The organism is Bacillus sp. SN1 (assembly GCF_002796895.1).
Lineage (GTDB): Bacteria > Bacillota > Bacilli > Bacillales > Bacillaceae > Bacillus > Bacillus inaquosorum.
This window is the reverse complement of the sequence record NZ_PHIE01000004.1, coordinates 119,950-144,524: the sequence shown is the minus strand read 5'-3', so window position 1 is coordinate 144,524 and position 24,575 is coordinate 119,950. Positions and strand designations below refer to the sequence as shown.

Annotated in this window: 24 protein-coding genes; 6 read left to right on the top strand and 18 right to left on the bottom strand. The window is 45.2% G+C overall.

Annotated elements, in window-relative coordinates:
• Positions 1-7 precede the first annotated feature (7 nt).
• On the top strand, positions 8-1,174 hold the full coding sequence (locus CVV77_RS14965; protein WP_100275776.1) for an MFS transporter: 1,167 nt from the start codon (positions 8-10) through the stop codon (positions 1,172-1,174).
• A 30-nt stretch (positions 1,175-1,204) separates the two neighbouring features.
• Here the strand turns inward: CVV77_RS14965 and niaP are convergent, their stop codons facing one another.
• The 7 genes from niaP to CVV77_RS14930 all read right to left on the bottom strand — a co-directional run bounded on the left by niaP (position 1,205) and on the right by CVV77_RS14930 (position 7,977).
• Positions 1,205-2,407 carry a niacin permease NiaP gene (gene niaP, locus CVV77_RS14960; RefSeq protein ID WP_100275775.1) on the bottom strand — a complete coding sequence of 401 codons (1,203 nt, stop codon included), beginning with the start codon at positions 2,405-2,407 and terminating at the stop codon, positions 1,205-1,207.
• 121 nt (positions 2,408-2,528) lie between these two features.
• Entirely contained in the window at positions 2,529-3,620 is a 1,092-nt protein-coding gene (locus CVV77_RS14955) for a toxic anion resistance protein (protein ID WP_019257398.1), read from the bottom strand.
• A 15-nt stretch (positions 3,621-3,635) separates the two neighbouring features.
• Complete coding sequence (locus CVV77_RS14950; RefSeq protein WP_100275774.1) at positions 3,636-5,249, bottom strand: YceG family protein; 1,614 nt, start codon at positions 5,247-5,249, stop codon at positions 3,636-3,638.
• Between the two features lie 83 nt (positions 5,250-5,332).
• A complete protein-coding gene (locus CVV77_RS14945; protein ID WP_019257396.1) occupies positions 5,333-6,106 on the bottom strand; it encodes a TerC family protein in 774 nt (257 codons plus the stop codon).
• A 51-nt stretch (positions 6,107-6,157) separates the two neighbouring features.
• Positions 6,158-6,736, bottom strand: coding sequence for a TerD family protein (locus CVV77_RS14940; protein WP_100275773.1), 579 nt, complete (start codon positions 6,734-6,736; stop codon positions 6,158-6,160).
• A gap of 35 nt (positions 6,737-6,771) precedes the next feature.
• Positions 6,772-7,353, bottom strand: a complete 582-nt coding sequence (locus CVV77_RS14935) for a TerD family protein (RefSeq protein WP_003241245.1) — start codon at positions 7,351-7,353, stop codon at positions 6,772-6,774.
• Between the two features lie 24 nt (positions 7,354-7,377).
• The gene (locus tag CVV77_RS14930) at positions 7,378-7,977 is read right to left on the bottom strand and encodes a TerD family protein (protein WP_003241247.1); all 600 of its coding nucleotides are present in this window, start codon (positions 7,975-7,977) and stop codon (positions 7,378-7,380) included.
• Positions 7,978-8,260: 283 nt separating this feature from the next.
• On the opposite strand from CVV77_RS14930, the gene CVV77_RS14925 reads away from it, so the two are divergent.
• Positions 8,261-9,256 (top strand): LLM class flavin-dependent oxidoreductase, encoded by a 996-nt coding sequence (locus tag CVV77_RS14925; protein ID WP_100275772.1) that lies wholly within the window; start codon positions 8,261-8,263, stop codon positions 9,254-9,256.
• Positions 9,257-9,293: 37 nt separating this feature from the next.
• Here the strand turns inward: CVV77_RS14925 and znuB are convergent, their stop codons facing one another.
• The 6 genes from znuB to rapJ all read right to left on the bottom strand — a co-directional run bounded on the left by znuB (position 9,294) and on the right by rapJ (position 15,726).
• The gene (gene znuB / locus CVV77_RS14920) at positions 9,294-10,136 is read right to left on the bottom strand and encodes a zinc ABC transporter permease ZnuB (protein WP_100275771.1); all 843 of its coding nucleotides are present in this window, start codon (positions 10,134-10,136) and stop codon (positions 9,294-9,296) included.
• The gene (znuC, locus tag CVV77_RS14915) at positions 10,094-10,789 is read right to left on the bottom strand and encodes a zinc ABC transporter ATP-binding protein ZnuC (protein WP_003241253.1); all 696 of its coding nucleotides are present in this window, start codon (positions 10,787-10,789) and stop codon (positions 10,094-10,096) included. Before znuC ends, znuB begins: the two co-directional genes overlap by 43 nt.
• A gap of 54 nt (positions 10,790-10,843) precedes the next feature.
• Entirely contained in the window at positions 10,844-11,821 is a 978-nt protein-coding gene (locus tag CVV77_RS14910) for a metal ABC transporter substrate-binding protein (RefSeq protein ID WP_100275770.1), read from the bottom strand.
• A 183-nt stretch (positions 11,822-12,004) separates the two neighbouring features.
• Positions 12,005-13,696, bottom strand: a complete 1,692-nt coding sequence (locus tag CVV77_RS14905) for a glycoside hydrolase family 13 protein (protein WP_100275769.1) — start codon at positions 13,694-13,696, stop codon at positions 12,005-12,007.
• Between the two features lie 24 nt (positions 13,697-13,720).
• The gene (locus tag CVV77_RS14900) at positions 13,721-14,497 is read right to left on the bottom strand and encodes an SDR family oxidoreductase (RefSeq protein WP_100275768.1); all 777 of its coding nucleotides are present in this window, start codon (positions 14,495-14,497) and stop codon (positions 13,721-13,723) included.
• Between the two features lie 107 nt (positions 14,498-14,604).
• Complete coding sequence (gene rapJ / locus CVV77_RS14895) at positions 14,605-15,726, bottom strand: response regulator aspartate phosphatase RapJ (protein WP_100275767.1); 1,122 nt, start codon at positions 15,724-15,726, stop codon at positions 14,605-14,607.
• A 122-nt stretch (positions 15,727-15,848) separates the two neighbouring features.
• Here rapJ and cwlK point away from each other — a divergent pair, with 122 nt between their 5' ends.
• Positions 15,849-16,352: a peptidoglycan L-alanyl-D-glutamate endopeptidase CwlK gene (cwlK, locus tag CVV77_RS14890; protein WP_100275766.1), complete on the top strand. Its 504-nt coding sequence runs from the start codon at positions 15,849-15,851 to the stop codon at positions 16,350-16,352.
• 6 nt (positions 16,353-16,358) lie between these two features.
• Here cwlK and CVV77_RS14885 read toward each other — a convergent pair whose 3' ends face one another.
• Together CVV77_RS14885 and CVV77_RS14875 are read right to left on the bottom strand one after the other, a co-directional pair.
• Positions 16,359-17,720, bottom strand: coding sequence for a YcdB/YcdC domain-containing protein (locus tag CVV77_RS14885; protein ID WP_100275765.1), 1,362 nt, complete (start codon positions 17,718-17,720; stop codon positions 16,359-16,361).
• Positions 17,721-17,904: 184 nt separating this feature from the next.
• On the bottom strand, positions 17,905-19,320 hold the full coding sequence (locus CVV77_RS14875; protein WP_100275764.1) for a YcdB/YcdC domain-containing protein: 1,416 nt from the start codon (positions 19,318-19,320) through the stop codon (positions 17,905-17,907).
• 173 nt (positions 19,321-19,493) lie between these two features.
• On the opposite strand from CVV77_RS14875, the gene CVV77_RS22075 reads away from it, so the two are divergent.
• Positions 19,494-19,601, top strand: coding sequence for a hypothetical protein (locus CVV77_RS22075; protein ID WP_141564863.1), 108 nt, complete (start codon positions 19,494-19,496; stop codon positions 19,599-19,601).
• Between the two features lie 45 nt (positions 19,602-19,646).
• Positions 19,647-20,711 carry a DUF4352 domain-containing protein gene (locus CVV77_RS14870; protein WP_019257388.1) on the top strand — a complete coding sequence of 355 codons (1,065 nt, stop codon included), beginning with the start codon at positions 19,647-19,649 and terminating at the stop codon, positions 20,709-20,711.
• 39 nt (positions 20,712-20,750) lie between these two features.
• Here the strand turns inward: CVV77_RS14870 and CVV77_RS14865 are convergent, their stop codons facing one another.
• The 3 genes from CVV77_RS14865 to natA form a co-directional block, all read right to left on the bottom strand.
• The gene (locus CVV77_RS14865) at positions 20,751-21,683 is read right to left on the bottom strand and encodes an aldo/keto reductase (RefSeq protein WP_084993135.1); all 933 of its coding nucleotides are present in this window, start codon (positions 21,681-21,683) and stop codon (positions 20,751-20,753) included.
• A 135-nt stretch (positions 21,684-21,818) separates the two neighbouring features.
• Positions 21,819-22,979 (bottom strand): sodium ABC transporter permease NatB, encoded by a 1,161-nt coding sequence (natB, locus tag CVV77_RS14860; protein ID WP_100275763.1) that lies wholly within the window; start codon positions 22,977-22,979, stop codon positions 21,819-21,821.
• Positions 22,980-23,720 (bottom strand): sodium ABC transporter ATP-binding protein NatA, encoded by a 741-nt coding sequence (natA, locus tag CVV77_RS14855; RefSeq protein ID WP_100275762.1) that lies wholly within the window; start codon positions 23,718-23,720, stop codon positions 22,980-22,982.
• A gap of 143 nt (positions 23,721-23,863) precedes the next feature.
• Here natA and natR point away from each other — a divergent pair, with 143 nt between their 5' ends.
• A complete protein-coding gene (natR, locus tag CVV77_RS14850; protein WP_100275761.1) occupies positions 23,864-24,565 on the top strand; it encodes a two-component system response regulator NatR in 702 nt (233 codons plus the stop codon).
• Positions 24,566-24,575: the final 10 nt, after the last annotated feature.

Here is a 24,575-nt window from a genome sequence, read left to right as displayed (position 1 = left end):
ATAAAAATTGAAACATATTTGGCTTTTTTTCAGTGTGATGTTTGTCATTGGCACGGATACCTTTTTGCTATCGCCGCTTCTCCCGCTTTTACAGGAACAGTTTCATGTCTCTACCGATTTGTCAGGCTGGATGGTCAGTGCTTATGCGCTCGGTTATGCGCTGTTCGCTTTGGTTGCGGGCCCGATCTCAGACCGGCTTAACAGGAAAACAGTCATGCTGTGGGGACTTGCAGGCTTTATCGTATCCACGTTTTTATGCGGCATCGCTCCCTCTTTTGCCGCCATGTGCCTGTTCCGTTTTGCCGCAGGCGTTAGTGCTGCGTTTGTGACGCCTCAAATTTGGGCGTCCATCCCTGTCATCGTCCCGCCTTCTCAGATCATAAAAAGCATGGGGATTGCGACAGCAGGATTGGCCGCTTCACAAATGCTCGGACTGCCCATCGGAGGGTTTTTCGCTTCCTTTACATGGCATACGCCATTTTTCGTTCTGTCAGCTTGCTCGCTTGTTCTTCTATTGATTCTGGCGGCGGCCATGCCTGATATTCGTCCTTCTTCACCCCGTCCGTCAATATTGAATCCATATCGGGAGCTGTTTTCACTGCCGAAAACAACGGTCATCCTGCTTGCCTATTTTCTCTTTCAAACCGGCAATTTCGCTTCGTTCAGCTTTCTAGGCACTTGGCTTTCTGCGGATTATCATTTAACCGTTTCACAAATTGGCGCTGCTATGCTTGTACTCGGGCTGGGGAATATGCTCGGAAGTCTTATCGGCAGCCGAATTTCAGCAAAGCTGGGCATGTTTCAGACATTGATCAGCGGCATGCTGCTGATGGGGGCTCTCTATTTCTGTCTCCCTTTCTTTCCTCACTTATTTTTAGTGGAAATGAGCTTTTTTCTCACTTTCTTTACAGCTGGCATTATCTTTCCGTTAATGATGGGTGTCTTTCAATCCATTTCACCAAACGCCCGAGGAACCATTGCTTCCCTTTCCAATGCCGCTATGTATGCAGGAACCACTGTCGGCACATGTGTTGCAGGTTTTTTATATCAAAGGGCACAGCATTTCGGAGCCGTCACAGGATTTACTGCCATTCTGTTCATACTGTCTATGACGCTCTACCAGACAATCAGAAAAACCGAAAAACGCCAACCCGCAGCCCGGGCGCAAATGTAAAAAAAGCACCTCAATCGCGAGGTGCTTTTCCTATTCAAGCTCCGTTTGTTTCGTTTCTTTTCCCATAATCAAAATACAAACAACCGCGAGCAAGATTGCGATGCAAAAGATTGAAAAGATGACTGAAAATGAAATATGACGGGCTGCGAGCGTTCCGACGAGCAGAGGCCCGAAGATGCCGCCGATTCTTCCAAACGCCGCTGTCGTTCCTGAACCTGTTGCGCGAATCGCTGTCGGGTATTGCTCAGGTGTATAGGCATACAGCACGCCCCACGCCCCAAGATTGAAAAACGATAACAGCATTCCAGCTGTAAGCAGAAGGCCTAAGGAATCCGCCGTTCCGAAGAAATAGGCGCTACCTGCTGTACCAATCAGGTAAATGACGAGTATCCACTTCCGGCCCGCTTTTTCGATCAGCCAGGCGGCAGAAAAATAGCCCGGAAGCTGAGCAAGCGTCATCAACAGGACATATTCAAAGCTTTGAATCATGCTGAAGCCTTTTAGCAGCATGACACTCGGGAGCCACAGGAACATGCCGTAATAAGAAAACACCACGCAGAACCAAACGATCGACAGCATCACTGTCGCCCGTATATACTGTCTTGCCCAGACGCTTTTTACATTCTCCCACACCGATTTCTTTTTGGCAGAAAGCGACTCATATTTCGGTGAATCAGGCAGACTCGTCCGCAAGTACAGAGCATAAAAAGCAGTCAGCGCGGTTAACAGCAAGGCAGCCTGCCAGCCGAAGCTCGGGATCACAAAGTAAGAAATCAGTGCCGCTACGAGCCAGCCAACAGCCCAAAAGCTTTCCAGAAGCACAATCACTCTGCCCCTCTTTTCAGGCACAACCGCTTCCGAAACGAGTGTTGAAGCGACTGGAAGCTCGCCGCCAAGCCCCATTCCGATCACGAAACGAAGAATAAGAAATGCCGATAAGCTCGTCACAAAAGCTGAAATGCCGCTTCCGATCGAAAAACACAAAAGGGTAATGATAAACACTTTTTTCCGGCCGATTCGATCAGCCAGCAGACCAAACAAAAACGCACCCACAGCCATGCCGATGGAATTGACGCTTCCGATCCATTTCATTTCTTCGGGCGACAGATTCCACTCCACATGGAGCGCGGCGATAATAAACGATAATATTCCGACATCCATTGCATCAAACAGCCACCCCAAGCCGGCGACGCCCAGCAGTTTACGCTGGGATATAGGCTGTTGTTTTCCCATTGCCAACACCTCTGATATGCAAAATAATTACCGTTTAAGTTTACACCTGTCTTTACACATTGTCATTAACTAAATGATGTAAATGAGAAACCCCGCTTATGTTTCACAAGCGGGGGGTTTTTTATTGCTGCAATGCTGCTTTTTTAATATTATCCTGCAGCTGGGCAATACGTCTTGCGCCGTCTTCGCGAAGGCGTTTGTTTTCTTCTTCGATTTGTTTTGTTTCCTGCATGCCGCTGACGATCGTGTTCCAAGACGATTCGATCGTTTCAATATCTATGCTCGGTCTGCCGGCCATTCTGGCAATTTCAACACTTTGGCTCGAGATGTTTTCAGCATTTCGTCTCAGCATCTCGTTTGTCCGGCGGTCAAGCTCGCTCATGGAGTCAGCCACAAGCTTTTGGCGTTTCACGGTAACGGCTTGAATAATGCCGTTTTTAAAAATCGGAATGGTGATGATGAACGCGGAGTTGATCTTCCCGATCAGCTTTGCATTTCCGCGCTGCAGGAGACGGATTTGAGGTGCCGTTTGAAGAGCCACCATCCGTGCCATATCCAGATCGTATACCCGTTCCTCAAGCGCCTGAATGCCGTTTCGCAGTGTATCGAGCTGCATTTGCGCCAGCTGATTTCCGCTTGCCGCTTTTTCTTCATATGAAGGAAGGATCGACTGCATCTCTTCCAGCTTCATTTGTCCGGCAACGACGTATTTTTCAAGCTCCATATAGTATTTGATATTGTTTTCATACATTTCATCGAGCGTGTAGTTCGTCTTCGTCATCTCATCTTTGTATTTCGAAATCTCAACGTTGATTTTTTCAATCTCTCCGCCAAGCGTCTGGTACTTTTTAAAGATTTTTTCGATCATGCTGCCGCCGCGTTTGAAAATTTTCGCCATCAATCCCTTTGGCTCATCAAAATCATTTTTGTCGAAGCGGTCCATGATTTTCCCAAGCTGAGTCAGCATTGTGCCGGAGTCTGTCACGCTTGTTGTTTTCATCATCCCTAAGATGCGGTCAGAGAACTTGGAAATTTCAATGGCCGGCTCCTTCCCGTACTCAAGCAGCTCCATTTGGTTTTTGACGTCAATTTGCTGTACAAGCCGCTTCACCTCTGGTTCTTGACGGAGCTGGAGACGGATATCGTCAGCTTTCTGCTGGGAAATTTCTTCGTTTTTATCGAGAACAAGCGGGTTTTGATTTTCTGTTGTCATGCTTTTCTTCTCTCCTTACTTTTGGGTAATCGTTCTGAACAGCCTTCTCACAAGCGAAGGCTCTTTATAGTCCTGCTGAAACACCATGTCGTCCAGCCAGTGGATATCATACTGATCCTCTTCAATAAACGGCTCAATGTCTTGATGGCCGGGCGGGTTATAAATGATGATATCGATTCCGATTTCATTCAGGAACAGCAGGGCTGCAGCATCTGAACGCGTGAGTCCGCCGCTCATTTCCGTATGATATAAAACGAGTTTCGGAACGGTTTGCGCATAATCGAACATTTGAATCAATTTCAGCAGTTTAGCAGGCAGGTTTGTTGTTTGTTTAAACAAGTAAATTTGAACATCCTTGACTTGCTCCTGATGCAAAGCCTTAAGCCGCGGGTGCCTGCACATTCTCGAAATCGTTTTGGCAATGGCAGTCTGAACGCCCGCCGGAAGCTGCTTGTACTGCCATACATTGCTTGCCATTAGTTTGTCAGGGTCAATATTCCCCTCATGGTCAAGCGCGTGGCTGTAATGAAATTGATAGTTCGACTTTATTTCTTCTGTAAACGGAAAGCTTCTTACCATTTCTGTTTCCTGATAATCTGCTAATGTATGAAGCCTGTTCCAATATTCTTTATTGTCTTTCGACACACCCATTACCTTAGCAAATACATTCGGAATCTCGATGGAATGTTTATCAGCTTTGAAATTCGGCCGAATAAAGGCGCGCTCTTTCGTGATTAAAAACAGTTCATCATAGGTCGTTTTCAGCGTAACAGACATCGGCGTGTGATCTCTAAATTGCCATGGCTTGTACAGCATGGATTCCTCATGATTCAGCACATGTTCAATTTCCTTTGTTGAGCGGTAGGCCACTGTTGATTTCCGGTCCGGTTTTTCTTTCGGAAACGGCTGAAGCTCCGAAACATCCGGAAGTTTTTCCGTAAAACTGAGCTCCTGCATCGGTTCGACAAGCGCCATCTGATCGGTTCCCGCCGGATGGAACAGCAGAACATCGCAGCCGACTAACATCAGATAATATAAGAAATAGAGCTGGCTTTTCGTCGCATCTCCGTACCAAACAACCTTTGGCATCTCCCGTTCTATATCGGTTTTTTCCAGCCAAGGATTCAGGTGATTCAAAGAAAACTTCGAGACATCAAGCAGCACTCTGCGAAAATCAGGATGATTCAACCCCTGCTCATGACTGTCTGCAAAGGTATGTAAAAGCGTCATCAGCGCTTTTCTTAAATGGCGGTGCATCAAGGGATTCGAGTGCTTCGCAATCAGCCTTTCCCCGTCCAGAAAGGCAACAAAGCGGCTGACTGACAGCCCTTTTTCCTGCTGATTGATGGAATGAATATGCTGGAGCTTTTGAAATGTTTCCGGCTCAATTGTTTTATCAAGCGTTTCACTCAGAATGGTAATGCGATCGTTTACAGACAGCTCATACAGCTCGTTATAGTAGTCCGTCTCATCAATAGGCGTACCTAATATCTGCCCGGCAAGGCGAGAAAAAGAAAGGCCTTGTTCTGTTTCATAGTGATCCCGCTCGGGCAAAGGCTGAAACAGCAGGCTTTGCCAATCCCCATCAGCCGGGACCGCTTTATGAATGGTTAGTTCTTCTTGTCTCATCATATCCTCCTTTCCGGTTTGTCATCGGACGATATTTCTGTAACAAAAAAGGAAGGATATTGAACCTCCCTCCTTGTTTTGTTTTATTCTTCTTTTGAAGCGGCTGTTTGTTCACGCACCTGCTTTTGTTTGTTGATGTAGTGAATGATAAAGGTTACCGCAAATGCAGCGATAATGATAATGAAGAATACAGAGTGCGGCATTTCGTAATGGAAAGCACTTGCCGCCATTTTCAGCGCGATAATTCCGATTAACACGAATGCTGTGTTTTCGAGCTCAGGAATTTTATCAATCAGGACAAGGAATACTTTTGCCACTGTACGCATCATTAGAATACCAAGCATACCGCCGATCAGAAGCACCCATACTTTTTCTGACACCGCAAATGCGGCCAGAATGCTGTCCACAGAGAAGGCAAGGTCCATCAATTCAACTGAAATAACAGTTGCCCAGAAGATACCGAATGTGCGGACCATCCAAGAGTTTTTCTTCATGCCGTCCGCTTCCTCTTCTTTTTCGCCGATCCAGAAGTGCTTAATGACGAGCCAAGCGAGATAAAGCGCGCCAAGCACCTTGATCCACCAGAATTTAATGAGGAGCATACCGAGCCCGATGAAAATAAACCTGAAAATATAAGCTCCAAACAAACCATACGTTAACGCTTTTTTTCGCTGTTTTTCCGGCAGGTGTTTGACCATCACCGCAAGAACAAGCGCGTTATCGGCCGATAAAAGGCCTTCCAGAACAACAAGGGAACCGATCAGACCCCAGGAAACAGGATCAGACAATACCTCTCCCCACATTTTCCAATCGAAAAATGAAGCATACGTAGACATGATATGATGTAAAAAGTCCAAGTTTTTTCCTCCTATTAATTTGAAACGGTGACTTCTCTATTTGTCACTCGCTTACACTTGCAAACCGTAGTTCCGGCACAATGCAGCCAACCCGCCTGAAAAACCGCTGCCGATCGCATTGAATTTCCACTCGCCGCCGTGTCTGTAAAGCTCACAAACGACAACAGCTGTTTCAATGGAGAAGTCTTCTCCCAAGTCGAAGCGAAGAAGATCATTCTGCGTCTCTTCGTCCACAACGCGCACAAACGCATTGGAAACTTGTCCAAAGTTTTGGCTGCGTGCTTCAGCATCGTGAATGGTCACTGTGATGCCGATTTTCTCAATGTGAGCAGGGATTTTCGAAAAATCAACGATAATCTGCTCATCATCTCCGTCGCCCTCACCCGTGCGGTTGTCACCCGTATGGATGACACCGCCGCTCGGATGTTCAAGGTTATTATAGAAGACGAAATCGAGATCATTCACGCAGTTATCATGAGCATCAACTAAAAAGGCTGAAGCATCCAGGTCAAAATCGTGCCCGCCGGAGTACTTGTTTGTATCCCAGCCTAAGCCGATCACCGCTTTTGTGAGTCCCGGATTTGTTTTCGTTAAATCAATGCGCTGTCCTTTTGATAATTGAATGGCCATACTGCCTCTCTCCTTTCTGCTCTTCGTAATTGGTCTTAACCGACTTGCAAACCGTAGTCTGTTGCGATGCGGGCAAGACCGCCTTGGTAGCCTGAGCCGATAGCGGAGAATTTCCACTCGCCGTTATGTCTGTAAAGCTCCCCTGCAATGATTGCCGTTTCAATAGAGAAATCTTCCGCAAGGTCATAACGGATGAGCTCTTCATTTGTTTCTTCATTTACGATGCGAACGAACGCGTTTGATACTTGTCCAAAGTTTTGGCTGCGCGCTTCCGCTTCGTGAATTGTGATAACAAATGAGATTTTATCAATGTTAGCCGGCACAGCGCTGAGATTCACTTTTACATTCTCATCGTCGCCTTCGCCCAAGCCTGTCAGGTTGTCGCCTGAATGGACGACTGAACCGTTGCCGCCTTCAAGCTGATTGTAGAAAATAAAATCGTTTGGAGACGCGCATTTCCCTGCTGCATCTAACAGAAATACACTTGAGTCAAGGTCAAAGTCGTGCCCGCCGTCATACTTATTCGTATCCCAGCCTAAACCGACAACAACCTTTGAAAGACCCGGATTTGTTTTTGTCAAATCTACTTTTTGTCCTTTTGCCAATGAAATTGCCATGTTTCATCCACTCCTTTTTTTCTTTTACGCGTATCGGCTGATAATATCTTCTAATCTCGTATCATTTGTGCCTTCACCGATCGCCGCAAACTTCCACTCGCTGCCGCTGCGGTAGATTTCTGCTGTAATCAAGCTTGTTCTGCCGGCATAATTGTCTCTCAAATTGTATTTGAGCATTTCCTCATGATTCGATTGATCAACCACGCGGATAAATGCATTTTGAATCATGCCGAAATCTTGTTTTCTTCTGACACAATCATAAATGTTCACAACAAATACAAGCTTATCAATGTTTGCAGGCACTTTCTCCAAATCTATCATAATTTGCTCGTCATCGCCTGCACCGTCGCCTGTCAGGTTGTCGCCTGTGTGCTTTACACTGCCGCAGCGGCTTTTCAGATTGCCGAAATAAATGACATTCTTTTTATCGGTGAATTTTCCGTTTTCCAGCATCAGCACTGAAGCGTCACAGTCGATATTTGCACCGCCTCCGCCAAGCAGTTTGCTGAAAAAACCTCCGCCTGAAGAAACCGGGTCCCAGCCGAGACCGACCATCAATTTTGAAAGACCGGCTTTTCCTTTTGTTAAATCAATTCGCTGACCTTTTTCTAAAGAAATTGCCACACGATTCACTCCTACTCATCGAAATGTGAATATAGTCACATTTATTTTTACGCTCACATGGAAAATAAGCCGTAAATTATTAATATATACGTTTGTTATTATATCAAAGTTTCGTTAAAGTTAAGAATAATTGACGAAAATCCTCGAAAAAAACCTTCCATATTTGCTATATGTTTTGCAAATGCTATGAAGTACAAATCTTAAACAAACCATTTGACGTGAGCGAGTCATTTTGCCTATTCTTGTGTCACATTCTAAAAACAGACAGAAAGGAAGCGGCCTTTTGATTCATTTAAGCATACTTGATCAGGCACCTGTTTCTAAAGGAAAAAGCTCTGTGACGACTCTTCAGCATTCGGTTGAGCTTGCCCAATTAAGCGAACAGTGGGGCTATAAGCGTTATTGGTTTGCCGAACATCACAGCACGAAAGGACTGGCAAGCACAGCGCCTGAAATCATGATCGCACGCATCGCAGCACAGACAAGCACGATTCGTGTCGGGTCAGGCGGGGTGCTGCTGCCCCAGTACAGCCCGTTTAAGGTGGCCGAAACCTTTCGCCAGCTTGAGGCCCTGTATCCAAACAGAATTGACCTCGGTGTCGGGCGTTCCCCCGGCGGCACGACAAAAACCCGTCTTGCCTTAACGGACGGGGTGAAAAAAAGCTTAACCGATTTTAACAGACAGCTGCAGGATGTCTCTTATTTTCTCACGGATTCGCTTCCTGCCGGGCATCCGTATGCCGGGATCAAAGCGGCGCCCCTTATTGATACTTCACCGGAGCTATGGGTGCTCGGTCTCGGTGAAAACAGCGCAAGACGTGCGGCGCACCAAGGCATTGGATATGTGTTTGGGCATTTTATTAACCCCGAACGAGGAGAAAATGCGTTTCGCGTCTACAGGGAAAGCTTTCAGCCATCAGCCCATTTCTCGTCTCCGTCCGCCTTGTTTACGATTTTTGTCATTTGCGCAAAAACAGATGAAGAGGCAGAAGAGCTCGCATTAAGCCAGGATTTATGGCTTCTTTGCGTCGGAAAAGGCTTGGACAGCCGCGTGCCGAGCATCGAGGAGGCAAAAGCGCATCCCTACACAGAGTCTGATAAAAAACTTATAGAGGAAAACAGAAAGCGAATGGTGATCGGTTCTCCAAACACTGTCAAACAAAAGCTTTTAGAGCTCACAGACCGCTATGAAACAAATGAAATTATGGTTCTGTGCAATGTGTTTGATTTTGAGGCGAAAAAGGAATCATATGAGCGTCTTGCCGGGATGTTCTTATAAAAAAAGCAGTTTTCCCTGTGGAAAACTGCTTTTCATGTTACTGACGCCTTTCTTTACGCTGGGCTTCTTTTTTGATAAACATCCAAACTCCCTGAACCACAAATCCGATCAGCAGGAGAACGATCAAAAGCAGGGTAATGGACGGCCCTGGCGGCGTTCCGAGCTGATAAGATGATGTCAGTCCCATAAATACGCTAAATAACGAAATGAGTATGGCTGTGATAAATACCATGTTAAAGCCCTTAGCAATTCTGATGGCGAATGCTGCCGGCAATACGAGCAGGGCTGATACAAGAAGAACCCCGATGATCGGAATAATAACCGAGATCGCAAGGCCTGTGACGATACTGAATGACATCGACAGGACGTTTGTGTTAATTCCGGATGTTTTTGCTGTTGCTTCATCAAATGTCAGCAGGTAGAGCGGTCTTTTCAGTACGATAAAGTAAAGCAAAATCAGCAACGTAATGATGCCGATAATATACACCTGCTGCTGGTTTACTGTCACGAGCGAACCAAATAGATATTGATCGATGCTCATGTTGGCGGTGCCTTTTGAAAGGCTGATTAAAAACATCGCGAAGGACAAACCAGCCGCCATTAAGATGGCAATGGATACTTCTGAATACGTCCGATATGCCCGCCGCATGTATTCAATCCCGATTGCACCGATGGTCACGACGACTATGCTCGCCGCGGTAATATTGGTGCTGAGGAAAAAGCCGATGGCAACACCCGACAATGAAATATGCGAAAGTGTGTCAGCCATTAAGGCCTGTCTTCTGAGAACGAGATACACCCCTAAAATCGGGGCCATGATGGCAATCATGCCGCCTGCTAGAAAAGCTCGTCGCATGAATTCCAAGTCAAACATTTCCATCCGCCTTTTTCTCCTCTCTCTAATCGAATCACTTTATCTAAAAATTGCTGTACTTCATTTTGTTCGTGAGTAACCATCACAACTGTGCGGTTGTGATTTTTCACGAGATGGTGCATAAATTCGTAAAATCCTTTTCTGCTGTCATAGTCAACGGCTGTTGTCGGTTCGTCCAGCATTAAGAGGTCCGGATTGCTGGCAAGCATTCTGGCGATACAGATTTTCTGTTTCTGTCCGCCTGATAAGTCGCCGATTTTCCGGTGGCGGAGCTCCCACATTTCCACCATTTTCAGCGCTTTTTCCACTTCGATATGATCTTCTTCATTTAAACGTTTAAACCATTTCCCTTTTGTATAGCGGCCTGACTGAACAAGCTCCAGCACCGTACTCGGAAAGCCGGCGTTAAATGAAGAAATTTGCTGCGGGACGTACCCTATCGTCAGGCGTTTTCCTTCTGTATTCCTTTTACTGATCGTCACCGTGCCTTCCCACGGTTTCAGCATGCCAAGCATCACCTTCATGAGCGTTGATTTAGAGGCGCCGTTTGGTCCCGTGATGCCGACAAACTCACCGCTTTCAATATCAAGTGATACTTTATCCAAAACAGGCGTGTGGGAATAGCCGAAAACGATATCTTTCAATGAGACGAGATTCATGTCAATCTTCCTTTCTCACAAAGAAATAGTGTGCACCCTCCGGCGCACACTATCTTATGATTTAACCAATAGTGAATCTTTCAGGGCATCGAGGTTTTGTTTCATAATGTCGATATACCCTAAACCTTTATCCTGTTCTTCTTTGCTTAAGCCTTCCAGTGTATTAAGCACTTCTGTCTTCGCGCCGATTTCACTGGCGAGCGTATCTGCGACCTTTGAGGATGCAATTTCTTCAAAGTAAATAACTTTTACGTTATGTTCCTTGGCATACGTTTTCAGCTTTGCCAAGTCGGCTGCGCTCGGTTCTTGGTCAGGCGAAATCCCTGCAATCGGAACCTGTGTCAAACCGTATTCTTTTGCCAGATAGCCAAAAGCTGTATGCTGCGTAATGAATTCTTTCTTCTCCGATTTTTTTACGGTTGTACGATATAGTTTATCAAGATCCTGCAGTTTTGCAATATATTCTTTACTATTTTTCTCATAGTATTCTTTGTTATCCGGGTCCTGCTTTACGATTTGCGCCGTAATATTTTTAACTTCTTTCTGCGCCAGAACAGGACTGAGCCATACGTGAGGGTCCATTGCATGGCTGTGCTCATGCTCCCCATGTTCATGTTCCTCGTGCTCTCCGTGCTCTTCATGTTCTTCTTCAGAGCCTTCCATTAAATCAATGCCTTTGCTCGCATTAACGAAAACGGCATGGCCTTGGCCCATGCTTTTTTCAGTTGACGGCACCCACGTCTCCATGTACTCACTATTATAAACGAACAAATCGGCATCTTGAATGTTGGCAATGTCTTTCGGCGTCGGTTCCCAATCATGAGGCTCAACGGAAGATGGAATTAACAGATCCACATCTCCTTTGTCTTTTACAATTTGTTTCGTAAATTCATACATCGGGTAGAACGTTGTGACAATGTGCAGTTTATCACTCTTCGAATCCGCTGACCCTTTTGTTGATGAGTTGCCGCATGCTGCCACTAATAAAAAGCACGCTGCAATCACAAACAAACCGCTCCATTTTTTAAACATATTGTATATCCCCTCTTTTTCATAGTGACTTAAATCAAAATGATAACGATTTTGTAATCCTATATCATAATAAACCGAAGTCATTACGTTTTGCAAGATTAAATTTCATTTTGATTTTATTCTTCCCGTCTGCAGCATGAATATATGTACATGAAAAAACCCGGCTGAAAATGCCGGGCTGAGTCATTTGACTGTTTTGTCGAAAAGATACACTCTGCTCTCATAAGGCTGAAACACCATTTCATCAGCAAGATCACCGTTGTTTTTATAATTGCTGAGAAGCAGGGATGATTGATCCTTGCTGCAGTGCTTAGGCCATCGGAAAACGGCTTGGTCTTTTGAAAAATTATTGACCGACAAAAGCTGCTGTTTGCCGTTTTCTCTCATGTATACAAACAGCTGCGGATCATCCGGAAGCAAAAGGTCATAGCTCCCTTTGATGAGGTCAGCGTACTGCTTTCTCAGGGTGATCAGCTTTTTGTAATAGGTTAAGATCGAATCAGGGTCTGTCTGTGCTTCCTCCACATTGATGGACGAGAAGTTCGGGTTGACCTTCAGCCAGGGCGTGCCGTCAGTAAATCCGGCATTCTTGCCGCTGCTCCACTGCATCGGTGTCCGGGCGTGATCCCGGCTTTTGGCTAAGATCGATCTCATCACATCTTCTGGATCATAGCCTTTTTCAAACACCCGTTTATGATACATATTGATCGTTTGGATATCTTTGTAGTCCTCAATCCGGGTAAACGGCGCGTTTGTCATCCCAATTTCTTCGCCCTGATAAATATACGGCGTGCCCTTCATGAGATAAAGAACGGTGGCCAGCATTTTCGCGGATGCTTTGCGGTATTCCCCATCGTCTCCGAATCTGGACACAATCCGGGGCTGGTCGTGGTTGCACCAATACAATGTATTCCAGCCTTGATGTTCAAGCTTCTTTTGCCATTTTGTCAAAACCGATTTTAAATCAGAAAGCTCAAGGGGCTTCAGATCCCAATGTTCTTTTCCGGGCTGCTGATCAAGCTCCATATGCTGAAAATGAAAAATCATATTTAGTTCATGCTTATCAGTTCCCGTATACTTCAGGCCTTCCTCCGGTGTAACACTGCCGACCTCTCCGACAGACATGACATCATATTGAGAAAATACTTCATCTGTCATTTCTTTTAAATAGTCATGGATTCGTTCGCCATTTGGCTGGAAAGGCTTCGGCTCTGCCTGCTGATTGATATAGTCCTCATACGAAGGAAGATATTCTTTCTTTGAGATGAGATGGAGCTGATCAATGCGCAAGCCGTCCACCCCTTTATCGAGCCAAAACCTCATCATGTCAAATACCGCTTGGCGTACCTCAGGATGCTCCCAATTTAAATCAGCTTGTTTAACAGCATTCATGTGGAGATAATATTCCCCCATATGCTCCTCATATTGCCAAACCGGGCATCCATAGTCAGACACCCAGTCCGTCGGCGGGCCGTTCTTTGTGCCGGGGCGCCAAAAGTAATAGCTGCGGTATTTGCTGTTTTTGTCCAGCTCCGCTTTTTTAAACCACGGATGCTCGACCGAGGTGTGATTTAACACAAAGTCCATCACCAGCTTTAACCCGCGCTGGTGCACCTGGTCAAGCAGCTCGTGAAAATCATCCATCGTTCCGTATGAATCCATAATCGTCTTATGGTCCGTCACATCATAACCGTGATCAACATTCGGAGAAGGATAAATCGGGCAAATCCAAATTACATCTGCCCCGAGTTCCTTTATGTAGTCAAGACGGGAAATGATCCCCCGCAAGTCTCCAATTCCATCTCCATTGCTGTCCTGAAAGCTCCTTGGATAAATTTGATACACCACCGCATCCTTCCACCACTCTGTTTTCATCCCGCAGTCCCCCTGTTTTGTGTTCTATTCAAGCTGAGACGGATAAAGTGTCATTCCGCCATCGACGAAGAGTGTTGTGCCGGTCACATAGCTCGCTTCCTCAGATACGAGCCAAGCCGCTGCTGCCGCCACTTCTTCCGGCTTTCCGAAGGCTTTCATCGGGATTTTTTTCAGTTGTTTTTGCCTGTTCTCTTCCTTTTTCGTATCAACATTTGATTCTGTGGCAATGGTGCCGGGCGCTATCGCGTTGACGCGGATTCCTTTATCCGCATAGTTGAGCGCCAGCGTTTCTGTCATCATCTTAATGCCGCCTTTGGACGTGGAATACTGAACGTTGACGGGGCGCGGGATCTGCTGGTGAACACTCGAGATATTCAGCACATTGCCTTTGATGTTGTTTTTCATCATGTGGCTAAGTGATGCTTTTGCTCCCAGAAAGGTTCCGGTGACGTTGACATCAATGACTCTCTGCCAATCTTCAAGGCTCATCTCATGCGGCATGGCCTCCGCGCCGTTAAAGCCGGAGTTGTTCACCATCACATCAAGTGTGCCGAAATGCTCTAAAGCGGCGTCCAAGAGCGCCTGAATCCCTTCTTCTTTTGACACGTCCGCCTCAACTGCGACGGCCTGCCCTCCGTTATTCTTAATGATGTCCACAGTTTCATCGGCTCCCGACGGATCGCTGTGGTAGTTCACGACAACATTCATTTTCTCGTGTCCGAACCGTTCCGCAATAGCTTTCCCGATTCCTTTTGAAGAACCTGTCACAATCGCTGTTTTTCCGGTTAAGTCTTTATACATAAACGATATCCTCCTCTGAATTTTCATTATGCAGTGGAAAATACCCTATTTTTCCGGGTTGGAAACAGCATAAAAAAGCAGAGAACCTGTATGTTCTCTGCCATCTTCTATTGAAAACGCTGCTCGGCAAGCGTTTTTTTAATGTTCATAAGCCTGCGGTAAAAGAATGCGGCGGACTCGTAGCGTTCTTGCTGATTGAAACGTTCCGCTGTATCATGCAGCAGTTCTTCAGCATCGGCAAGAAGCTGGCGGGATTCCAGCAGGTCAAAGCATTCTTCAAGCACGCTCCGGTCGCCGTCGCCAAGATACAGCTCATGAATGAGGCGGAATTTCGTTAAGTACATGTCATCTTCCCATTCAGCCGCGCTCTTTATCCCGCGGTCATACATCTCTACCGCTTTGTCGTATTTTCCCTGTTTACAGTAGATATGGGTCAGTGAAAAAACAGCTTGAACGGCCTGCTGAAAGTTGTGCTCCTCAAAAATAGCGGCGGCTTTTTTGAAATAGCCCTCCGCTTCACTGAAATCACCCAGACTGTACTTACAATGTCCGACATTATAATGGGCAGCGGCGATCATATACGCTTCCTCAAGCTGCCTTGCATGATCTAAGGCGCTGCACAAGTGTGTCAGCGCTTTTTCATGCTGATAAACATCGGTCAAATTTCCGGCAATGATAAATTCACACTGCACACGGCGGCGCCCGTACAGTTCATATTTCGTATAAATATCAAGGGCCTGGCTCGCATAATTCATTGAAAAATACGTTTGTTTGATGTGATAATACACTTCGGCAACCTTAAAAAGAAACTCAGCTTTTTCGATCTCATCCTCGACATACTCGAGCTTTTCCTCGGCATGTTTATAATGGTCAATCGCTAATATAAAATTTTTCTGCTTAAATTCGTACATTCCCCTGAAATAATAAAAGTAGTATTCCAATAAGCCTGTGAGTTTTTGCTGATTGCTTTCAATTTCTTTCAGCATATCAGAGAACGGAGGCTTGGTGTCGCTGTCTTTCACCGGCATCAGCTTATCGAGCATGATTCGATGCCGGAATTCCATCAAAGAAAAATATAAAAGCAAGTCCTGATTTTCTTCCATGTCTTCTAAATCATATTCAATCTCCTGCTTTAACGCTTCTGCTTGATCTGCTTCAAATGCGCGAATGAGCTTGTACCATTCGTTTAGCTTTACTGCTACTTCTTCAGATGGAATCTTTGCTCTCATCGGTCTGCCTCCTTCCTCCTGCTACTATTTATGTTATATTTTATCATAGCTGTTCTCTTTTAGAGAGAGTCAATCTCTTAAAAGCGTTAACATTCAACACATCATGAGAAAGTGAGACCGATATGAAATTATCCGCAAAAACATCCGTTATCTTATGTATTCTGTTTCTTCTTGATCTGTGTTTTAGTTATATACGGCACGAATGGCATTCTCAAAACGCCCTGCAGGATATGCCTGTTCCTTCGGCTCTTCATCCGATTGTGAAGCAGAATGCCGACGCTCTAAAGGCCGCAGCAGCAAATAAAGGCATTAGCGTTGTCATTACAGAAGGATTCAGGTCCTTTAAGGAACAAGACGAATTATATAAACAGGGACGTACAAAAAAAGGGAATATTGTCACCTATGCAAGAGGAGGGGAATCGTATCATAACTATGGTTTAGCTATTGATTTCGCCCTTCAAAAAAAGGATGGCAGCATCATATGGGATATAGAATATGACGGCAATCAAAACGGAAAATCAGATTGGCTGGAGGTTGTCGAGATTGCTAAGAAACTCGGTTTTAAGTGGGGCGGGGACTGGAAACGATTCAAGGACTACCCCCACTTGGAGATGATTCCTGACTAGACACCCTCACAGCCTTTTCTTTTTCCTTATGTGCGCATCAATATAGGAAGGATAAACCGGCTTATATACAAGTTTGTAATGCTGATCGCTGCCTGCTGTAAAATCAGGCTGCCATTCAAGCTTCACATCAAAAGCGGCTAAAAACGTTTCTCTCGCTTCTTCAGCTGAAACATCCGGCCTGTGATTTATTGTTTCTAATTGTTCAGGATCAATATCCGGCGCCATAAAAGCATCAATCTTTCCGGTTTCCGGATTGACAATGATGCGGGCAGCGCCGAACCGCAACGGCACTTCTTTATACCAGACAGAAAAATGATTGCGGACTCTCCCTCTTTCATCAATTAGGACGGGATTCACCCTGAAAAACTCAGCCGCTCTCGGATAGAGGGCATACAAAAATTGAAGCGCTGTCTCCTGGCATTCTTCCGTTGAGCATCGGCGGGTGTTCCGCTGGTCCATAAAAGAGATCGCCGCTTTTAGTTTTCCTGTTCTTTTATCAGTCTTCATTTTGATTGTGTTTTTATTTCTCGTTTCAAAATAGCTTCCTATGCTTAAATCCTTCCGCTCCGGCGCAGTGCCTTTGCGCCACGTGCTTCCCATTTCTTCCCCAAAGTCCTTTTCACTGACTTTCTGCATATCAGAGGTGAGGCCCAGCATGGCATATATATCGATTTCTTCTTTGTTCTGAAGCGGCGGCAGGGGCGCCCCGTTTTCTATTCTTTCATCTGCAATATGCTGATCGGGCACGATTTCGTCTACATCCGCGGGATAACTGTATCCCGGCAGAATCGGTTCATACACAAGCCTGGGTGACTGTTCGCCATCAATGACATCGTACATCAGCTGCAAAGACATTGTATTTAAGTAATGAGACACAACCTTCTCTTTTGCTACAAATTCCTTTGGAACTTCGGCTTTATGCTCTTCTCCGTAGTATAAAAAATGGACAATCTGTCCGCTGCGTGTCATATCAATTAAAAAGCCTGAATTGGGAAGCGGAAGCCCCAGTTCCATTTTGGTATAGACAAAACGGACGTGCTGCCCCCTTTCTTCCTTGCCTTGAAAATGAAATTTCATAAATGTGCCAGGATGGTTGGCAGCAGCAAACTGAAGAGCCGTCAGCTTCAGCTCGGCATCTGGAAGTTTTTTGTCTGCCTCAGAGCGCACGGTTGTTGAAAAGGTGAGTAAAGCACCATCATTTCCGAGTTCAACGATAATGTGCTTTTCCGGATCTTCAGGGTCCTTCCAGATGAAATATGCCTGCCCCTTCTTCTTTTGCTTCTGGTCGTAATCTTCTATCTCAAGCTCATAATGCGGCGGTACATTCCCGATCTCTTGCGCCTTCTTTTTCAGCTGTTTATTTACCAATGAAGTCATCCTTTCAAAGAGTCTACGACAAAGAGAATCCTGTTTATTATATAAAAAGACCTTTCTTCATTTAAAGTGAAGAAAGGTCCTTTTCTATTATTGTCATTGTTTTTCAATATTCTTTCTGCTACTTTCATCACACATCACCTTTTGCATCTGCGCATTTGCGTGACTTTTGACTGTTTTACCATGAGCTGATAACCGGCTCTCCTGTATGGGCTTCAATAAAACGTGGATACACCGGTTTGTAGACGAGCCGGTAGGTGTGCTTTTCATCATCACGGTATTCTCTCTCCCAGCCCAGCTCAACTCTAAAATGCTGCCAAAAAATAGACTCTGCTTGTTCTGCAGAAATGGCCGGAACGGGATGAATGGTTTCCAGCTCCTTTGGGTCTATATCCGGCCCCATATAAACGGTAATGTGCCCTGTCTGGCGGCTGACGCAGATTCTGATCTGCCCAAACCGGAGCGGGACCCCGTGACAGTGCGCTTCAAATGTAAAACCAGCGACTGCGTTTTCTTCTTTATCCGGTTCATCGTACCTGATCTTAAAATATTGATCGGCATTCGGAAATAAAGCAAACAGGAAACAAAGCGCAATTTTTTCGCACTCTGCCTCAGTTACTGTCAACGGCCCCTTTTTCTCCATAAATGACATGACGCCTTCGAGTTTTCCGGTTTCTTTGTTATGGATGGTTTTCAGCACTTGATGAATCCGCCCTTTCAACCAGCTGTCCATGCTTTTATCAGCCGGTTGATACACAGGATCATCCGGATTCCGCCAAACGATCCCGATTCTCCCATCTCCCAAATCCGCTTCCCGCTCTTTGACAAAACCTTTTTCGATGCCGATCATGCTTCTAGGATCAGCCTTTTCGTGAATGCCCTCGAATAAAGGGAGAGGAAAGCTTTCCCGCTCCCTGTCATCGTCTTCATCAAATTCTTTTTCTTCTTGAACCAAATCCGCAGGTACGGTAATGGCCCTGCATTCAGGCTCATACACCAAATGCGGCTGATCGTCCCCGTTTTTGTAAACAGAACGATGGAGAACCTCAAACAAAAGGTCGAACTCCACGTCCTTCTTGATGAAGGCAAGCGCCTCTTCATAATTCGCGACCCGCTTTGGCTTGATGATGCTGCCCGCTTTGCCATAATAGCGGAAGTAAATGATCTCACCTGATAAGGAAACTTCAGCCATAAATCCGGTCATGGGAAGAGGAAGCCCGTCTTCTATTTGAACATATGAAAATCTCACTTTATCGTCGTATGTACGGTCATTTTCTTCACGGACAAAGGCTGAGAGCGCGCCGGGATAATGAGTCTCGACAAATTGGCGCATGATATCCTCTAATTGCTGCTCAGACAGCCTTTCTTCGCTTTCAGGCTCAATATCACGGGAAAGGGATTCCGGCTGCCCGTCCGTCCCAAGTTCCACGATAATGCCGATGTGTTCATCCTGAGGATCTACCCAACAGAAATGTGCTTTTTTCTCATCATCTCCATAATCTTCAATTTCCAGTTTTAAGTGTGTCGGCACCCGGCCGATTTCCAGTGCTTTTTGTTTCAGTTCCTCTTTTTTCACCAAGACGGCCCCTTTCATTATTCTTATGTCCCCTTCAACTAATCAAAAAGTAATAGTCTAAATTACACAAATTTCTGAGTTTACCAGTTTTACCAGAACATTTTTCACCAAAAATAGTATGATGAACCTATTCAATATAAAAGCTAATAATCTTAAAATTAATTCCGTTGTAACTTTTTATAGGTCCATTCATGACAAAGAAGGGCGGAGTTTCCAAAAAATCCGGTGAAAACCGTGAGAAAAGAACTGATTTTTTTGGTTATATGATGCTAATCCATTCAAAAAGATCCATTTCTTAAAGACAAAAGACTCCCTTCCCTAAACCATTTGAGGAGGAAAAATGAATGTTTCAGAAAAAAACGTACGCTATTTTCCTAATTCTTCTGCTGATGTTGTTTACAGCTGCTTGTTCCGGAAGCAAAACAAGCGCGGAGAAGAAAAATTCAGAAACAGAAAAAAGCTCAGATATAGCTCAAGTCAAAATCAAAGATGTCTCTTATACACTTCCGTCCCAGTATGATAAGTCCACTTCAGATGACCAGCTTGTGTTAAAAGTCAATGTCGCTGTGAAAAACACAGGAAAAGAACCGCTTAATGTAGACAGTATGGATTTCACTTTGTATCAAGGTGATACCAAAATGTCTGACACAGATCCTGAAGACTATAACGAAAAGCTTCAAGGCAGCACGATTAACGCTGACAAGTCCGTTGAAGGAAACCTTTTCTTCGTTGTAGATAAAGGCGAGAAATACGAGCTTAACTATACACCGGAATCTTACGGTGATAAAAAGCCGAAATCAGTTACTTTCAAAATTGACGGAAAAGACAAAAAAATCCTTGCGACAGCAGACCAGCTCCAAGACTCTGCAAAAGCGTTATCAGCTTATGTTGATGTCCTTCTTTTCGGTAAAGACAACGCTGATTTCGAAAAAATCACAGGTGCCAACAAAAATGAAATTGTAAATGATTTCAACGAGTCCGCCAAAGACGGCTATCTCTCAGCTTCCGGCCTTTCCAGCACATATGCGGACAGCAAAGCGCTTGATAATATCGTGAACGGCATTAAAGCGGGATTAAGCAAAAACTCTTCCATTCAGGCGAAAACAACTTCGATCTCCAAAGACGAAGCGATTGTTGAAGCCACAATTAAACCAGTAGATGCATCTTCACTCTCCGACCGCATCGAAGACAGAGTGAAAGACTACTACAGCAAAAATGCTGGCGCAAGCTATGAAGAAGCTGTGAAATACGCGCTTCAAGTATATCCTGAGGAATTCAAAAAGCTCGGGCCGGCTTCATCTGAAAAAACGGTTGAAGTGAAAATGAAGAAAAATGACATCGACCAATGGCAGCTTGATATGGACGATTATAGAGCAGCAGAATTAGTCGAAGCATTCATTAAAGAATAAAACCCCAAAAGGAAATAGCCTCCAAGGCTATTTCCTTTTTTATGTGAAAATCTCACTGATGAAATTCGACTCATCTTCGGTCAGTTCTATATTCAAGGTTTTCAGGTTATCCTTCAGCTGTTCCGGACGCTTAGCACCTGGAATGATGGCGTCTATCGCCGGTCTCGTTAACAGCCACGCCAAAGCGACATGTGCCGTCTCCGCTTGTTTTTCCTCCGCTACCGCTTTCAGCTTGTCTACTTTTTTGAGATTGTGAATAAACGTTTCTCCCTGAAATTGCGGCTTGTCCTTTCTAAAGTCTTCGAAGACCGTGTCTTTCGTGAATTTTCCTGTCAGCAGTCCGGACGCGAGCGGAAAATAAGGAATAAAGGAAATGCCGTGTTTTTCACAGTACGGAAGCAGCTCCTTTTCGGCATTACGCTGAATAAGCGAGTATTCTGCCTGAAAGACCTCCAAATAGCCGTCTGCATTACATTCCTGCAATTGCTGATAGTCGAGGTTCGAAGCGCCGATCGCTTTGATTTTCCCCTCATCCTTCAGCTCCTTCAGCGTGCCTGCCACTTCAGCGAGAGGCGTTTTGCCATCCGGGAAATGAACATAATACAAATCAATGTAATCTGTTTTCAGCCGCTTCAGGCTCTTTTCCACCTCGCCGCGAAGAAATTCACGGCTGTTGTCTAGTTCAATGCTGCCGTTCACTTCTTTATGGGCCCCTTTGGTAGCAATAATGAGATCATTCCGCACGCCGCGTTCCCGCACGACTTCGCCGATTAGTTCTTCGGAACGCCCCAGTCCATATATAAAGGCGGTGTCGATAAAATTCACGCCGCCATCCAATGCCGTGCGCACCAAATCTTTCCCTGTTTCATCATTCAGGTTCGGAAATAGATTATGCCCGCCGACCGCATTCGCACCGAATCCGATCCGCTTCACCTGCAGCTTCGTCTTGCCAAGTGTACGTGTTTGATCCATTGTTCCTTCTCCTTTGAAACCAATTTTGATGAAAAATAGTGCAGGGTCACTTTCTGTATTAGATATCCTTTTTCTATTTTCCTTCTTTTTTCAGGATATACAAAAAGGAGAAAGTGTATTTCTCCTTTTGCAAGTTTATTTTGGCAGAACCCATTTATCTTTCAAGAAACAGGCTCTGGCCAATAAATAGAAAATGGCGATAAGCACGGCAATGGTTCCTGACGTGTACAAAATGGCAGCCGGGTCAACCATCCCGAATAAAAGCTGTTTGAATAACGCATGCAGGTTCAGAAACGGGATGACAAAGTACGATAAGTCAAATTGATTCGGTGCCTTGCTGAAGATGAAAAACATCGGGAACATAGGCAGAAAGACGACGAGAGACATATAGCTTTGCGCTTCTTTTACCGAGCTGGAAATGATGCTGATGAAAAGCTCCATCGCAGAGATCAGCAATGCAGAAAGCACGATGATGAGGGCTGAAGCGCCGATTACACCCCACATATGATCTCCGAGCTGGAAGGCCGTCTTTAAATTTTCGGTAAATAACACGGTGGACAAAATCAAAAACACCAAAGCCAATACACCTGAGGCAACTCCAAAAGTAGAAACCGCAAGCCACTTGCCGACCAGCACTTTGTTTCTGCTGACTGGCGTCAACAGCAGCGCCTCGATTGATTTCCGGTCCTTTTCCCCGGCCATGATATCAAGAGCAATCGGCATTGCGCCGGAAACAATGGATGTTAGGATCAGCATGGGCAGAATGGCAGAAATCATAATAGCGGAAGCCCCTTTCTCCTCGTCCGCTTCCTTTTGCTGAATCGTAAACGGCTGGATCACCGATTGATCAATATGTTTATCGGTTAAACGTTCCTGCACAATTTCATTTTTGTATTGATCTAAGGCAGACTGCACAAGCTGCATGGCATTTGACGACCCTTGATCGATTGAATTGCCATACACATCAACCTCAAAAGGCGTCATGCTGTTGACATATGAGTTGAACTCTTTCGGGACGTTCAGATAGGCATCTGCTTTTCCATCATCAACCGCTTCTTTAGGCTTTGCAAATGTTTTTACGCTGATCTCGTCAATCGCATTGAGCTTGTTTTCCAGTGCGGGCGACAGAGAATGGCCGACAGCCAGTGTGTATTGCTCCCCTTTGTCGGACAGCATGCTTTCATAAAAGAAGACAAGCCCGAGCATTGTAATCATCGGAACTAAGATCGTGAGTAAAATCGTTTTTCTGTCGCGCAAAGCGTCGATCATTTCTTTTTTATAAATGTGGCTCAGCATTTAAGAAATCCCCCTGACAAGCTTAGACATAAAGATGTAATTCAAATCCTCACTACGCTCGCTATCGTATAATGATTCAAGCGCTCCCCGGTAAATCACCTCTCCGCTGTGAATCATGATGACACTGTCACAGAGCGCCTGCACTTCCTCCATAATGTGGCTGGAGAAAAGAATGGTTTTTTGTTCTCTTTTCAGCTGCTGGATGAATTCGCGGAAGATGTTGCTGGATGTAATATCAAGCCCTGTTGTCGGCTCATCAAATAAAATGATGTCAGGATCGTGAATCAGCGCTCTGGCTATCGCGACTTTCTGCCTCATGCCTTTCGAAAACCCGCCCACTCTGCGGTTCATATAATCGCGCATGCCAAACCGTTTCGATAAATCTTCTATTCTCGCTTTGATCTCGTGACGGTTCAGTCCGTACAGCCTGCCGAAATATTGCAGATTTTCTTTAGCGGTCATCCTGTCGTAAAGTCCGGTTTCTCCTCCGAATAAGACGCCGATTCTTTTTTTGACCTCGGCCGGCTGCTTGACCGTGTCAAAGCCGGCTACTGTGATTGCACCCTGTGACGGTTCAAGCAAGGCAGCAATCATTCTCAGCATCGTCGTTTTGCCGGCACCGTTTTCTCCGAGAATGCCGACGACTTCTCCTTTTTGAATTGTTAGGCTTACATCTCGCACCGCTTTGACTACTTTTTTCTTATCATGAAACCTGCGGCTGCAATCGGTCAGTGTAATCATGTCACAATCTCCCTTTTCGTTATTTCTAGTAATGACTATATACGAAATGCTGGATTTGTTGGATAAAGTTGTCGCGAAGAGTTCTTTTTATGTCGCGAAATGGGATAGAATAAAGATGATTCTATGTAACTAGGGGAATGATAATGGTAAAAGTCGGACTTGTCGATGATTATCGAGTAGATTTAGAGAAGCTGGAAGCGATCGTGTCCAGAATGCAGGATGTCGAAATTGTCTTTTCCACCGATTCAGCGGAGGATGCCTACAGCCGGGTGAAGAACGGTGATATTGATCTGCTGCTTGCCGATATCGAGATGCCTCATATGTCTGGCTATGAGCTTGCTGATTTGATCAGATCCCATTCGCTTGATGTGGATGTGATTTTCGTCACCGGCAACGGCGGCTATGCCGTTCACGCCTTTGACCTGAATGTCCATGATTATATTATGAAGCCGTACCATGCCGACCGGCTGAACGCTTCCTTCGAACGTTATTTGAAAAAGAAAACGGAAACGAGTTTGAATGGGCGGATATTGATTAAGCAAAAATCTGAAATGCACGTGCTGCAAAAAAAGGATATCATTTTCGCAGAACGGACGGGACGTTCGACGACGATTGTGACAACCGCCGAAGAAGTGCAGACGTATCAAACATTAAATGATATTAAAGGCGATCTGCCGGAGAAGGATTTTCTCCGTTCGCACCGATCCTTTATTATCAACATTCATTACATAAAACATTTTTCCGCTTATACAAAGCATTCGTTTACGGTTTCCTTTGAGGGAACGCCTAAAAAAGCGATGATCACCAAGCAGCAGCTTGATTATTTTCAAAACTATTATTTTTGAGGAGTTCGGG